Origin of the sequence: Nocardia sp. CA-136227 (genome assembly GCF_050955695.1) — a bacterium.
In the GTDB taxonomy this organism is placed as follows: domain Bacteria; phylum Actinomycetota; class Actinomycetes; order Mycobacteriales; family Mycobacteriaceae; genus Nocardia.
This window is the reverse complement of sequence record NZ_CP192081.1, coordinates 5,710,916-5,726,907: the sequence shown is the minus strand read 5'-3', so window position 1 is coordinate 5,726,907 and position 15,992 is coordinate 5,710,916. Positions and strand designations below refer to the sequence as shown.

At 70.9% G+C, this 15,992-nt stretch carries 3 protein-coding genes; all 3 read left to right on the top strand.

Annotated features, from left to right (window positions below):
* Positions 1 to 110: 110 nt before the first annotated feature.
* Entirely contained in the window at positions 111 to 1,502 is a 1,392-nt protein-coding gene (locus tag ACQP06_RS26465) for a glycine--tRNA ligase (protein ID WP_433667122.1), read from the top strand.
* A 191-nt stretch (positions 1,503 to 1,693) separates the two neighbouring features.
* Positions 1,694 to 2,404: a DUF6875 domain-containing protein gene (locus ACQP06_RS26460; RefSeq protein WP_433667121.1), complete on the top strand. Its 711-nt coding sequence runs from the start codon at positions 1,694 to 1,696 to the stop codon at positions 2,402 to 2,404.
* Between the two features lie 10 nt (positions 2,405 to 2,414).
* Positions 2,415 to 15,947, top strand: coding sequence for an amino acid adenylation domain-containing protein (locus ACQP06_RS26455; protein WP_433667120.1), 13,533 nt, complete (start codon positions 2,415 to 2,417; stop codon positions 15,945 to 15,947).
* Positions 15,948 to 15,992: the final 45 nt, after the last annotated feature.

Genomic DNA, 15,992 nt, shown 5'->3' with positions numbered 1-15,992 from the left:
GGGCTGCATCCCCTGCTTGTAGGGGCAGTGGGTGCAAAGTCGGTTGCTCGCGGCAGATAGTCTGGACCTAATCCTTTGCAATCTTCCGGACACGGATGGAGAACTGTTCAGTGGCACCCAAGTCGAAGGTGGACACCGTCGCCAATCTCGCCAAGCGTCGGGGTCTCGTGTACCCGAGCGGTGAGATCTACGGCGGAACGAGGTCGGCCTGGGATTACGGTCCGCTGGGCGTGGAGCTCAAGGAGAACATCAAGCGGCAGTGGTGGCGGTCCATGGTGACCAGCCGCGACGATGTGGTCGGTCTGGACTCCTCGATCATCCTGCCGCGTCAGGTGTGGGTGGCCTCGGGTCACGTCGCGGTGTTCAACGACCCGCTGGTCGAATGCCTCAACTGCCACAAGCGGCACCGGCAGGACCACCTGCAGGAGGCGTACGCCGAGAAGAACAAGCTCGACGATCCGGACGCGGTCCCGATGGACAAGATCGTGTGCCCGGACTGCGGCACGGTCGGCCAGTGGACCGAGCCCAAGGACTTCAACATGATGCTGAAGACCTACCTGGGCCCGGTCGAGTCCGAAGAGGGCATGCACTACCTGCGCCCGGAGACCGCGCAGGGCATCTTCGTCAACTACGACAATGTCGCCACCACCGCGCGCAAGAAGCCGCCGTTCGGCATCGCGCAGATCGGCAAGTCGTTCCGCAACGAGATCACCCCGGGCAACTTCATCTTCCGCACCCGCGAGTTCGAGCAGATGGAGATGGAGTTCTTCGTCAAGCCGGGCGAGGACGAGCAGTGGCACCAGTACTGGATCGACACCCGCAGGGCCTGGTACACGGACCTCGGTATCGACCCGGAGAACCTGCGGCTGTTCGAGCACCCGAAGGAGAAGCTGTCCCACTACTCCACCCGCACGGTGGACATCGAGTACCGCTTCCGCTTCGCGGGCAGCGAGTGGGGCGAGCTCGAGGGTGTCGCCAACCGCACCGACTTCGACCTGAAGACGCACTCGGAGCACTCGGGCAAGGAGCTGGTCTACTTCGACCAGCAGACCGGTGAGCGCTACACCCCGTTCGTCATCGAGCCCGCGGCCGGTCTGACCCGTTCGCTGATGGCGTTCCTGGTCGACGCGTACCACGTGGAGCAGGTGCCGACCGCCAAGGGTGGCGTGGAGGATCGCACCACGCTGCGCCTGGATCCGCGGCTCGCTCCTGTCAAGGCGGCCGTACTGCCGTTGTCGCGCAACGCGGATCTGTCGCCGAAGGCCAAGGACCTGGCCGCGCAGCTGCGCCGGAACTGGAACGTGGACTTCGACGACGCCGGCGCCATCGGCCGCCGCTACCGTCGTCAGGACGAGATCGGCACCCCGTTCTGCATCACTGTCGACTTCGACACACTCGAGGATCACGCCGTCACCGTGCGTGAACGCGACTCGATGGCCCAGGAGCGGGTGGCCCTGGATCAGGTGGAGGGCTACCTGGCCGCGCGCCTCATCGGCGCCTGATCCCAGTTCCCTGAAAAGACCGGTCAATACCTGACCGGTCTTTTCTTTATTTCCCCACGGTTGAAATTCGGAGTGTCATAGATAAATTGGGTAACCCACTACTCGTGTTAACGGTCCATGACCGGGTCACTATTTGAGTATGTGGGCAACGGCGCCTTCTCCTGCCGAAGCTCGATCAGCCGAGGTGAGTCATGAGCGAGCGTGTTATAGGCCCCCGCTCGGGGCTGCAGTGGGTCCCTTTGGGGGACATCGGATCAACCTGCCCGGCCGCGCGGCCGACGGTGGCGGCGTTCCGGTCCTGGGCGGATTCCATTCTGACCCAACCCAGTGACGAACTGGGCCGTGACGGGCCGGTTTGCCCGTACGTCCGGCCGTCGATGCGGCGGGATCTGCTGTGGCTGGCGCAGGTGCCGGCGGCGGAACCGCGGCCGATGTGGTTGCGTGCGATCGTCCGCGACGCGCTGGAGCTGTATCCGGAACTGCCCACGGGGAACGGTAGTTCCGCGTCGGTGCTGCGCGGATTGATCACGGTATTCCCGAATTTGACCGACTATTCCTTGATCGACGAGATCCACGAGGAATTCAAGACCAAATTCGTGGAGTGCGGATCGATGCTCGGGCAATTCTATCCGGGCTGTGATCAACCGGGCCTGTGGAACAAGGAGTATCGGCCGCTGGACGCGCCGATGCCGATGCTGGTGGTGCGCACCATGATGACCACCGACTTCCCGTTCCTGCTCGACGACCCCGAATGGGCGGACGCCTACGTGCGCAAGTTCGCGCCGACCCTGCCCGCGCACGTGCGCTCGGTCATGGTGCGGCGCTTGACCTCCCGGCCCGCGTCCCGCGTGCCCGCCTACCAGGTGGCGCCGGCCGACGAATCCTGCTCCACCAGCAGTTAGGTACTAATCGATGACGCGCGTTTCCGGCCATACCTTCCCGCTGTCCCCCGCACAGCTGGGGATGTTCTACGCCCAGCAGCTGGATCCGGCCGTGCCGTTGTCGGAGGCCCAGTACATCGAGATGCGCGGGCCGCTGGAGATCGAGACGCTGCGGCGGGTGGGGGTGCGGGCGGGGCGTGAGTTCGGTTCGGGCGTCCTGCGGTTCGTCGAGGCCGGGGATCAGCCGGGGCAGGTGGTCGACGCCGGGATGGAGCGCGAGATCGGGTTCCTGGATCTCACCGATCGCACCGATCCGGTCGCCGAGGCGCTGGAGTGGATGCGCGCCGACGTGGCGCGGCCGATCGACCTGTTCGGCGTGAACGCCGGGGTATCAGTGGTGATCCGGGTCGGGGAGTCCCATCACCTGTGGTACACCAGAGCTCACCACCTTCTCATCGATGGATTCGGTTCGGTGACCATGCTGTATCGGGTCGCCGAGCTGTACAACGCCGCGGTGCGCGGGCAATCGGCGCCTCCCGGCACCGCGGCCTCGCTGTTGGAAGTGCACGAGGCGGAGATGGCGTACCGGGAGTCCTCCCGGTACGTCACCGACGAGCACTACTGGCGCGAGGCCACCGCGGGCATGCCCGGCCGTTGCAGCCTGGTCGCGGCCACCGCCCCGGCGTGCGCGCTGGGGCGCGAGGCCCGCGCCCAGCTGGGTGACGGCACCGCCGCCCGGCTGGAAGCCGCCGCCCGCCGTTTCGACACCAGTTCGGCGACCGTGGTCATGGCGGCGGTCGCGCTCTACTACGCCCGCCTGACCGCGACGGAGGACGTGGTCCTGAGCCTGCCGGTCTCCGGCCGCACCACCGCGGTGCTGCGGCGTTCGGGCGGCATGATCGCCAATGTGGTGCCGCTGCGCGTGCCGGTGCCGCGCACCGGGCGGGTCGGCGAGGTCCTGGACGCGGTCCGGGTCGCGGCGTCGGGAGCCCTACGCCACCAACGCTTCCGCCACGAGGACATGCGCCCGGACGACTCGCGAGGCGATGACGTCGGCCGGGCCGGGGATGACGGGGGCCGGCGGGCCGAGTTCGGGCGCGGGATGACCGGGCCGGTCATCAACATCATGCTGTTCCCGGCCGGGATCGATTTCGAGGGCGTCGAATCGAGCCTGCACGTGGTGACGTCGGGGCCGATCGAGGACCTGTTCGTCAACTTCTATCAGCACGGGGCGGGCGCGCCGATCCATGTCGACTTCGCGGCGAATCCGCGGTTGTACGACGAGGATTCGCTGGCCCGGCATCATCGCCGGTTCCTCGCGCTGCTGGATTCGCTGCTGTCGGCGGAGGCCGGGACTCCCGTGGCCGAGCTGGATTACACGGTGCCGGACGAGAAGTCGCTGCTGGCGGGCGCGCACGGGATGACCGCGCCCGAACAGCGGCTGCTGCCGGAGATCCTGGCCGCCGGTCTGCACCGGGCGGGTCCCGACGCGATCGCGGTCATGGCCGCCGACCGGCGACTGACCTACGGCGAGTTGGACGCCCTGTCGAATCGGCTGGCGCGCCGGATATTGCGCGCCGCGGAGTCCGGCCCTGATGTGCCCGTCCTGGGCCCGGAGTCGACGGTCCTGCTGGCCCTGCCGCGCTCGATCGAGGCGGTGGTGGCATTGTGGGCGGTGGCCAAGACCGGCGCCGCGTTCGTGCCCGTGGGCACGGCTCTGCCCGCGGCCCGGCTGGCCGGCATCGCCGCGGAAGCGGGCGCGACGGTCGGTCTCGCCTTCTCGGAATCGTCTGCGAAACTACCGGATTCGATGCCCTGGATCATCCTGGACGATCTCCTGCGAGGCGGCGGCGCGGCGTCCGACGACGCCGTGGTGTCGGATCTGCCGTTGACCGCCGATGAGCTCCGAGGCCGCCCCCGGGTCGAGAATCCGGCCTACGTGGTCTTCACCTCCGGGTCGACGGGCGTGCCGAAGGGCGTGGTGGTGACCCACTCCGGTCTGGCCGGTCTGGCCGCGGCCATCGTGTCCGCGTACCGGGTGGATCCGGGTTCCCGTGTCCTGCAATGCCTCAACCCGAGTTTCGACGCGGCGGTGCTGGAGTGGCTGATGGCGTTCGCGGCGGGCGCAACGCTGGTGGTGGCCGAACCGGATCCGGTGCTCGGCGCCGAATTGGCCGGGCTGGTCCGCGATTACGGCATCACGCAGGTGTGTTCCACCCCGGCGGTGCTGTCCACGCTGGAGTCGCACGCGCTCGACGGCGTGCGCGCGGTGTCCTCGGGTGGTGAGCCGACACCGCCGGATATCGTGGCGCGCTTCGGGACCGGGCGGGACCTGCTGAATTCGTACGGACCCAGCGAGACCACGGTGGCCGTCACCTACACGGGCGGTCTGGTCGCGGGCGTCGAGTCCGGTCTCGGCGATCCGATTCCGGGCGCGGGGATGCTGGTGCTGGACCGCTGGCTGCGTCCGGTGCCGATCGGTGTGGCGGGGGAGCTGTACGTGAGCGGGCCGGGGGTGGCGCGCGGGTACGCGGGCCGTCCCGGTCTGACCGCCGAACGGTTCCTGCCCGCGCCGGACGGTGCGGCCGGGGCGCGCATGTACCGCACCGGGGATCTGGTGCGCTGGACCGAGCGCGGCGTGCTCGAGTATGTGGGGCGCGGTGATTTCCAGGTCAAGTTGCGCGGTATGCGGGTGGAGCTGGGCGAGATCGACGCCGCGCTGAACGCGCACGCCGGGGTGGAGATCGCGGTGACCGTGGCGCGTCCGGGCCCCGGCGGCGGCACCGTGCTGGCCGCGTACGTGGTGCCGCATGCCGGGCACGCGATCACCGAGGCCGAGCTGCTGGATCACGCCACGCACCGGCTGCCGCCGTACATGGTGCCCGCGACCGTCACCGTGCTGGGCGCGCTGCCGCTCACCGCGAACGGCAAGGTGGATCGGCGCGCGCTGCCGGAACCCGTTGTGGCGCAACCGGTCGACGCCGCAGCGGCGGCCACCGAGACCGAACGGGCGCTGTGCACGCTGTTCGCCGAGGTCCTCGGCATCCCCGAGGTCGGCCCGGGCACCTCGTTCTTCGCGCTGGGCGGCGACTCGATCATGGCCATCACGCTGGTCTCGCGCGCCCGCGCGGCGGGCCTGGTCTTCTCCGCCCGCGAGGTGTTCGAGCATCGCACCCCGGCGGGTCTGGCGGCCGTGGTCACGCATCTGGAGGATCGCCACGAGCGGCTTGCCGAACTCCCCGGCGGTGGTGTCGGCCGGCTGCCACTGACGCCGGTCGCGTCCTGGCTGCTGAGCCGTCCCGGCTGGCGGCACTTCGCCCAGTCGATGGTGGTCCAGGTCCCGGTCGGGGCCCAGCCCGCGATGGTGCTCGCCGCCGTGCAAGCGGTGCTCGACCGCCACGACATGCTGCGGGCCCGCGTCGTCCACACCGATGACGGGCCGCGATTGGACGTCACCCCACCGGAGACCGTCGACGCGGCGACCCTGCTGACCCGAATCGACTGTGCCGCGGTGCAACGCATCGCCAGCGACGGGCACGGCGAGCCGGAGGCCGAGGTCGTGATCACCGCCGCCGCGATCGACCGCGCCTTGGCGGCGGCCGTCAACCGGCTGGATCCGCGCTCGGGGTCGATGCTCGCCCTGACCTGGCTGGACGCGGGCGCGGGCCGCTCGGGACGGTTGGCGATCGCCGTCCACCACCTGGCCTGCGACGCGGTGTCGTGGCGAATCCTGCTGCCCGACTTGATGTCCGCCTGGGCGCAGGCCGTCTCCGGTACCCGGCCGGAATTGCGCGAGACGGGGACGTCGATGCGCACCTGGTCGTACGCGCTGGCGTCCGTGGCGAACGCCGGTGCTCACGGCACGGACCACCCGGACGACGCGGTGGTGGACCTGCCGTGGCCGAGGCGAGAACTCGGATACTGGCGCGACGTACTGGCCGAGGGCGCTCCGATCGGGCTGCGTGCGCTGGACCCGGCGGTGGACACGCACCGCACCGCCGCCCACATCGATCTCGAAGTGCCGGAGGACGTCTCGTCGATTCTGGTCACACGGCTCGCCGGAACCTATCGCTGTGGCGTCGAGGACGCCCTGCTGGCCGCCTTGACCATGGCGATCGCCCGCTGGCGCGCCGGGCGCGGTGAGACCGAGGCCGCGGGCACCGTGGTCACGGTGGAGCGGCACGGTCGTGACGAGACGGCGGTCGCGGGAGCGGACCTGTCGCGGACGGTCGGCTGGTTCACCGCCCAGGTGCCCGTCCGGCTGGGACCCGTTGCGATGAACGGTGATTCGGACCTCAGCTCGGTGGAATCGGTGCTGAAGAACGTCAAGGAGCAGCTGCGTGCCGTGCCGCGCAGTGGCCTCGGCTACGGACTGCTGCGCTATCTGAACCCCGAGACCGCGTCCGAGCTAGCCGCTATCCAGGAGCCGCAGCTCGGCTTCAACTACCTGGGCCAGATCCCCGACATCGGGATCGAGGGCGACTGGCTGCCGATCGCGGTCGGCGACCGCCTGGGCGGGCATGCCGACCCGGCCATGCCGCTGGCGGCGGTGCTGTCGGTGGATGCCGTCACCCTGGAGTCGGCGGCCGGGCCGCGGATCCGCGCGATGTGGCAGTACGCCTCCGGTGCGATCCCCGCCGAGGACGTGGAAACACTGTCCCGCGAATGGCTTTCGGCTCTCGGCGAGATCGCCGACCTGCTCCGGCGGCCCGATGCCGGTGGCCTGACCCCCGCCGACCTACCCCTGCTGAAGGTCTCGCAACCCGAAATCGACACCTGGGAACGGACTCTCGGCCGTCTCGCCGACGCCTGGCCGCTGACGCCATTGCAGCGCGGCCTCCTGTTCCAGGCCCACTTGGCCGAAGGCCGCTCGGACGGCTATTCGGTGCAGGCGATCATCGACGTCGAAGCCGACCTCGATCCGGACCGGTTGCGGGCCGCCGCCGAAGCCCTGGTCCGCCGCCACGACGTGCTCCGCGCGGGGTTCATCGCCTCGGATGCCGGTGCCGTACAGGTGATTCCGGCCGAGGTGGCGGTGCCGTGCGAGTATCGCGAGGCGATCGGCGCGACCCCCGAGGAGCTCGACGCCCTCACCGCGGCCGAACTGCGGGTCCCGTTCGCGGTGGACCGCCCGCCCCTCATCCGCTTCCTGTGCCTCGCGGCGGGTGAGCGCCGTTTCCGGCTGGTCATCACCAACCACCACCTGATCCTCGACGGCTGGTCCATGCCGCTGCTGTTCGCGGAACTCATCGGCCTCTACGAAACCTCCGGTGACGACACCGGTTTCGCGACCCCGGTCCCGTTCCGCACCCACCTCGAATGGCTGGCCGCCCGCCCCGCCGACCAGGCCCGCACCGCGTGGACGCAGGCCTTGGCGGGTCTCGACGGCCCCACCCTGATCGCACCCACCGCCCCGCGCGCCGCCGCCGCGACCGCGCCGGTCGCCCACGAGGTTCCGCTCCCCGAGGGCCTGCCCGACGCCCTGCGCCGCACCGCCGCCGCCTGCCAGGTCACCGTCAACACGCTGGTCCAGGCCGCTTGGGCGCTGCTGCTGGCCGAGCGGACGGGAGCCGCGGACATCGTCTTCGGCGCCACGGTGTCCGGCCGTCCCCCCGAGCTCCCCGGCTCCGACCGCATGGTCGGCATGCTGGTGAACACCGTCCCGGTCCGCATCACCCTGAACCCGGCCGAATCCATCGCCGACCTGCTCACCCGCGTCCAGCACGAGCAGGCCGCCCTGGCCGAACACCAGCACCTGGGCCTGGACGAGATCCACGCCGCCACCGGTCGCGGCCAGCTCTTCGACACGGCAACGGTCTTCGAGTCCTACCCGGTGGACGCGGCCACCCTGGCCGCCGCCACCCGCCACGCCGACCTCGCCGTCACCAACCTGCGCGCCCAGGACGGCACCCACTACCCGCTCTCGCTGGCCGCCTACGCCAACGACGGCCTCCGTCTCGAACTCACCCGCTCACCCCGCTATTTCGACGCCGCCCAGGCCGATTCGCTCGCCGAGTCCCTGTCGCGCCTCCTCGTCGCGCTGACCGGACCGTCGACCCACCGCGTCGCGACGCTCACCGGCGCGTGCCCGGACGCCGATGCCGCGATCCGCCACGGCCTGCCCGCGGGCGCGCCTCGCCCGCTACCGGACCTCTTGGGTTCCGGCGCGTCCCCGGACGCGATCGCGATCCTTGATGCCTCCTCACCGGCCGCCGTGGTGGACGACACCGCGTCCGCCTATGCCGGAACGGATATCACCGCATCCGATTCCGTCGCAGTGGGTGCGGACCGGTCCGCGGATGCTCGGCTCGGCCGGAATGTTCGCGAACTCACCTACGGACAACTGGATGCCGCGGCGAATCGGTTGGCGCGCAGGCTGATCGCCGGGGGAGCGGGACCGGAGCGGACCGTACTGGTCGCCCTGCCGCGGTCGATCGAGTCCATGGTCGCCGTGTGGGCCATCGCCAAGACCGGCGCGGCTTTCGTCCCGGTCGACATCACCCAGCCCGCCGCCCGGACGCGTGTCGTCGCCGCGGAATGCGGTGCGGTGCTGGGCGTCACCGGCGTCGAGCAGACCGATCTGCCCGGCGAGGTCTCGTGGCTGCGGCTCGATGACGAACAGTTCGCCGCCGAGTGTGCCGCGCTGTCCGCCGAGGCCGTCACCGACGCGGATCGCACCGCGCGATTGCTCCCGGAGCACGCGGCCTATGTCGTGTTCACCTCCGGTTCCACCGGCACGCCGAAGGGCGTCGTGGTGTCGCACGCCGGTCTCGCGGACATGGTGGCCGAGACCCGGCGACGCGGCGGGATCGATCGTGACGCGCGCGTCCTGCATTGCCTGAATCCGGCTTTCGACGCCGCGATGCTGGTGTGGATGTCCACGTTCACCGCCGGGGCGACGCTGCTCGTCGCCCCGCAGGAAGCGAGCGCCGGGGCCGAGCTGGCCGCGGCGATCAGGGCGGGAGTTGCCACCCATCTGGTCAGCACGCCGAGCATGCTCGGCACCCTCGACCACCACGCCGACCTGATGGGTGTCGGCACCGTCATCATGGGCGGCGAGGTCTGCCCGCCCGCCCTGGTGACCCGCTTCGGCGCCGACTGCGCGCTGGTGAACTCCTACGGCCCGGCCGAAACCACCATCGCCGCGAGCTTCGGCGACCCGATGACACCCGACACCAGGACGCTCATCGGCGCACCGGTCCCCGGTACGACCATGCAGGTCCTCGACAGCTGGCTGCGACCGGTGCCGCTCGGCGCGATCGGTGAGCTGTACGTGAGCGGACCGGGTCTGGCCCGTGGCTACGCGAGCCGTGCGGCGCTGTCCGCGAGCCGGTTCGTCGCCGATCCCTTCAACGCCGGTCGACGCATGTACCGCACCGGCGACCTGATGCGCTGCACCGCGGCGGGTTTCGAATACCTCGGCCGTACCGACTACCAGGTCAAGATCCGCGGCATCCGCGTGGAGCCGGAAGAGGTCGACGCCGTCCTGCTCACCCATCCGCGCGTCGACGCCGCGGTGACGGTGGCACGCCGGAACCCGGCCGGGGCGATGTCGCTGTGCTCGTATGTCACCGTCGACGCTCCGATCCCGGTGCCGGACCTGCTGGCCTGGGCCTCGGATCGGCTGCCGCGCTACCTGATCCCCTCGAGCATGCAGATCCTTCCGGAGCTACCCCGCACCCAGACCGGCAAGCTGGACCTGCGCGCCCTCCCGGAACCCGCACTGGCACAGGCGGACTACATCGAGCCCACCGGCCTGGCGCTCACTGTCGCCGAAACCTACGCCGAGGTGCTGGGCCTGGATCGTGTCGGCGCTCGCGACGACTTCTTCGCCCTCGGCGGGGATTCCCTCATCGCGACCCGCGTCGCCGCCCGCCTGGCCGCGCACCTCGACCGCACGGTCCCCGTCCGCCTGCTGTTCGAGGCCCCGATCGTCGCCGAACTGGCCGACCGCCTGACCGCCACCGAATCCGACACCGCCGCACCGGCTCCGACCCGGACCGAGCGCCCCGCCCTGGTCCCGCTCTCCCCGGCGCAGCAGCGCATGTGGTTCGTGAACCGCTTCGACCCGGCGTCCCCGGCCTACAACGTGCCGGTGGCCCTGCGGCTGACGGGCCACCTCGACCATGCCGCCCTGCGCGCCGCCCTCCACGACGTGCTGGACCGCCACGAAACCCTGCGGACCGTCTACCCCGACATCGACGGCATCGGCATGCAGCGCGTCGTCGACACCGACGAGGTCCCCCTCGACCTCGAGCCGATTCCGGTGACCCCGGACTCACTGCCCACGGTGGTCGCGGAAACCATCGGCGACGGCTTCGACGTCACGGCCGCTGTCCCCCTGCGCGTTCGCGTCTTCCGGATCGATACGTCCGCAGGTGAAGTGAACGACCACGTCGTAGTCCTCGTCGCCCACCACATCGCGACGGACGGATTCTCGATGGCCCCGCTGACCCGGGATGTGGCCGCCGCCTACGCGACCCGCGCGGCCGGGGAGGTTCCCACCTGGGAGCCGCTGCCCGTGCAGTACGCGGATTACACCCTGTGGCAGCGGGATCGGCTGGGCGACGAGGAGGATGCCCGCTCGCTCGCCGCCCGGCAGGTCGCCTACTGGTCGGACACGCTGGCCGGGGTGCCGGATCATCTGGAGCTGCCCACCGACCGCCCGCGCCCGGCTCGCGCCTCGCATCAGGCGGCCGAATGCACCGCGCGCGTGGACCGCACCGTGAGCGACGCGATCGACCGCTACGCCCGCGAGCATCGGGCGACGCCGTTCATGGTGGTGCACGCGGCCCTGGCCGTGCTGCTGGCCCGGCTCGGCGGGACCGGTGATGTCGTGGTCGGCACCCCGGTCGCGGGCCGCGGCGTGCGCGAACTCGACGACCTGGTCGGCATGTTCGTGAACACCCTGGTCCTGCGCACCGACGTGCGGTCCGCCGAGGATTTCGGGGCGCTGCTGGATCGCGTGCGCGACACCGATCTGGCGGCTTTCGAGCACGCCGACGTGCCGTTCGAGCGGCTCGTCGAGGTGCTGTCCCCGGCCCGCTCGGAGGCCCGCCATCCGTTGGTCCAGGTCATGCTGGTGTTCCAGAACCTGCCCATGCCGGAACTGCGCCTGCCCGAACTGACCGTGGCCCCGCTCGAATTGCCGCAGACCAACAGCCGATTCGACCTGAGCCTCACCGTAATCGGCGATGCCGACGGCCTGGACCTGCGCTGCTGCTACGCCACGGACCTGTTCGACGCCGCCACCATGACCGACTTCACCGACCGGTTGGTTCACCTGCTGGGTGATATCACGGTCGAATCCCCGCGCCCGGTCGGCGATCTGGACCTGCTCACCCCCGCGGAGCAGGACCGGCTCGGCAGCGGTCGCGCCCCGGTGACACCCCCGCGCACCCTGGCCGACATCATGGCCGACGCCGTCGCCGCCAACCCGGACGGCATCGCCGTGGTCTGCGGCGACCGGAGCCTGACCTACCGCGAACTCGATGTCCGCGCCGACCAGGTGGCCCGACGGCTCGCGGCCGCAGGCGCCCGCCCAGAAACGCTGGTGGCCGTGGGTATTCCGCGCTCCATCGAATCGGTGGTGGCGGTCTGGGCCGTCGCGCGCACCGGCGCGGCCTTCGTCCCCGTGGACCCCGCCTACCCGCCCGACCGCATCGCTCGCATCATCGACGTGTCCGGCGTGCGGCTCGGCCTTACCGTCACCGACCAGCGTCACCGCCTGCCCGACACCGTGCACTGGTGGTGCCTGGACGAGCCCGACGCCGACGACAACCCGCCCGAACTCGCCGAAATCCCCCGGAACACGGCCAATCCCGCGTACGTGATCTTCACCTCGGGGTCGACGGGCGCACCCAAGGGCGTGGTGGTGTCCCACGCGGGTCTCGCGAATCTGGCTGTCGCCCAGCGGGAGCGGGACGAGATCACCCCCGACTCCCGCGTCCTGCACGTCGCCTCACCCAGTTTCGACGCCTCGGTGGTGGAGCTGCTCATGGCCGTCGGCGCGGCCGCCACCCTGGTCGTGGCACCGCCGACGGTCTTCGCCGGACTCGAACTCGGGGAACTGCTGTCCCGGGAACGCGTCTCGCACATCGCCCTCACCCCGTCGGCCCTGGCCACCGTGGACCCCACCGGCCTGGACGACCTGCGCCTGATCGTCACCGGCGGCGAGCCCTGCCCGCCCGAGCTGGTGACGGCGTGGGCCGCCGAGGGCCGCAACCACTTCAACGACTACGGCCCGACCGAGGCGACCGTGTGGGCCGTCGGCGGGTCGGTGCGCTCCGGCGAACCGATCACCATCGGTATCCCCGCGCCCGGTGTGCGGGCCCTCGTCCTGGACGAGCGGCTGCGCCCGGTCCCCGACGGCGTGGTCGGCGAGCTGTATCTGGCCGGAATCCCGCTGGCCCGGGGCTATTTCGGCCGCTACGACCTGACCGCCGCCCGCTTCGTCGCCGACCCCCACGGCGTGCCGGGGGAGCGTATGTACCGCACCGGCGACCTGGTGCGCCGCCGCGCCGGGAAGCTGGAGTACCTGGGCCGCACCGACACCCAGGTCAAACTGCGTGGCCTGCGCATCGAACTCGGCGACGTCGAGGCGGCCATGACCGCCGACCCGTCGGTCGCGCGGGCGGTCGCGGTGGTGCGCGACGACGGCCACGGCGGCCTGCTGGCCGCCTACGTGGTCGCCGCACCCGGTGCCGAGCCGGTGCCGGCCGTGCTGAAGAAGGCCGCCGCGCAACGACTCCCGTCCTACATGGTGCCCTCCGCGGTCATGGTGCTACCGGAGCTGCCGCGCACCGCCAACGGCAAACTGGACCTGGACGCCCTGCCCGCCCCGCAGCAGGAGGCCCGCGCTCACCAGGCGCCCGAAGGGCCGGTGGAGACCGCGGTGGCGGCGGCGTTCGCCGAGGTGCTCGGCATCGATCGGGTATGGCGCGACGACGATTTCTTCGCGCTCGGCGGCAATTCGCTGATCGCCACCCGGGTCGTGGCCCGGGTCGGCGCCGCCCTGGACGCCGCCGTGCCGGTGCGGGCGCTCTTCGACGCCCCGACCGTGGCCGAGCTGGCCGCCTTCGTGGCGGCGGGCGCCGCGTCCGACCGCCCGCGTCCCGGACCGCGCCCGCGCCCGGCGCGGATCCCGCTCTCGGCGGCACAACAGCGCATGTGGTTCCTCAATCGATACGACCCGGGCTCACCGCTCTACAACATTCCCGGCGCCTTCGAGATCGACGGCGCGCTCGATGTCTCGGCCCTGCGCGCCGCGATCGACGATGTCGTGGCCCGGCACGAGACGCTGCGCACGATCTACCCGGCCGGGCCCGACGGCCTGCCGGACCAGCGGATTCTGCCGCCGACACCGGGTTCCACGCCGATCACCGAACTCGATGTCACCGCGGACGGCATCCACGCCGCGCTGATCGCCCAGCTGTCGCGGGGCTTCGACATCACCCGCGAAACCCCGCTGCGCGTGTGTGTTCTCCATGTCGGGCCGGAACGCACCGTGCTGGCGCTGGCGGTCCACCACATCGCGGCCGACGGCTGGTCGATGGCTCCCTTGGCCCGAGATGTCGTGTACGCGTTCGCCGCTCGCACCGCGGGCGTCGCGCCCGCATGGACGCCGCTGCCGCTGCAGTACGCCGACTACGCCCTGTGGCAGCACGAACTGCTGGGCGCGGAGAGCGATCCCGACAGTCTCGCGAGTCGGCAGCTGGAGTTCTGGCGCACCACCCTGGCCGGCCTGCCCGAGGTCCACGCCCTGCCCACCGACCGCCCCCGCCCGACCCTGCCGTCCGGTACCGGCGATCGCATCGAATTCACCGTTCCCGCAACCGTTCAAGACCGCGTGCAGCAGCTGTCCCGCGCCCACGGCGCGACCCCGTTCATGGTGGTGCACGCCGCCCTCGCGGTGCTGCTGGCGCGGATGTCCGGTCACCCGGACATCGCCCTCGGCTCGGTGGTCGCCGGTCGCGGCGACGGCGAATTCGACGACCTCGTGGGCATGTTCGTCAATACGGTGGTGCTGCGATCGCAGGTCGATCCCGCCGCCGGATTCGCTGCCACCCTCGACGCGGTCCGCCGCGCCGACCTGGCCGTCTACGGCAATCTGGACCTGCCGTTCGAACGACTGGTGGAGGCGCTGGCCCCGGTCCGCTCCACCGACCGCCACCCCCTGTTCCAGGTGCTGCTGGCCTTCCAGAACGTGCAGACCGAGCGCACCGAACTGCCGGGCCTGGCGGTCCGCCCGCTCGACGCGCCCGCGCCCGGTTCCAAGTTCGATCTCGAATGGATGCTGGCCGAACAGTTCGGGACCGAGGGGGAGCCCGCGGGCATGACCGCCTCCCTCACCTTCGCCACCGACTTGTTCGACCGCTCCACCGCCGCGGCCATGGCGGACGGCTTCCTCGCGATCCTCGACGCCATGACGGCCGATCCCCTGGCAGCGGTCGGCACCATCGAGGTCGCCGGGGCCGGACTGCCGGCGCTGACGGCGACTCCCCACGCGGAGCCGAGCCACCCGGCGCCGACTCCGGTCCACCGCGGGTACCGCGCCGCGCGCACCGAGGAGGAACGCATCCTCGTCGCCGCCTTCGAAGCCGTGCTCGAGTCCCCGCGAGTCGGCGTGGACGACAACTTCTTCGATATCGGCGGCACCTCGATGGGCGCGGTCCGCGTCGTCACCCAGGTGCGGGAAGCGACCGGCATCCCGATGGCGCTGCAATGGATGTTCCTCGATCCCACCCCCGCCGCGCTGGCGCGACGACTCGGCGAAGCCGCCGCGCAACCGGGCGTGGAACAGTCGATGCGGGTCCTGCTGCCCATGCGCCCGCAGGGCGAGGGTCCCGCCCTGTTCTGTGTGCATCCGGCCATCGGATTGGCCTGGTGCTACGGCGGATTGGTCCGACACATCGACGGGGTGAACCCCATCTACGGCATCCAGTCCCCGGGCGTGACCGACGGCGGGACGGCCGACCGGACCGTGCGCGACCTGGCAGTGCGCTATGCCGAGGAGATCCTCCGCGTGCAGCCCGAGGGTCCCTACCAGCTGCTCGGCTACTCGGCGGGCGGCCCGCTGGCGCACGCCACGGCCGTCGAACTACGCCGCCGGGGCGCGGAGGTGCCGTCGCTGATCATGCTCGACTCCCGCGCCGACGTCGCTGTGCCGGACGACACCGCCATTCCGCCGCTGTCGCTGCTGCTGGCCGAATTCGGTGGCATCGACGTCCCGCCCGGACTCGACGACCTCACGGCCGACCGCGCGGCCGAACTGCTGGAGTCGGCCGGAATCAGTTTCTCCGCAACCGAACTGGAGAACGTCTACGGGGACATGTGTCATCTGCTGCGTCAGATCGCCGCGCACGAGCACGAGGTCTTCGACGGCGACCTGTTGTTCATCGCCGCCACGGGCAACCCGGAGCCCATCCCGAATGTCAGTACCTGGCGGCCCTACATCGCGGGCCGGATCGACGACCGCCCCGTCGAGTTCGGGCACAACCGGCTCACCACCCCGGACGCATGGGACGTGATCGGCCCCCTGGTCGCGGCGTATCTGGCCCGCTGATCCTGGCCGCGAGCGGGTCGGCTGGGGAACAATGGGCCCGGAAAC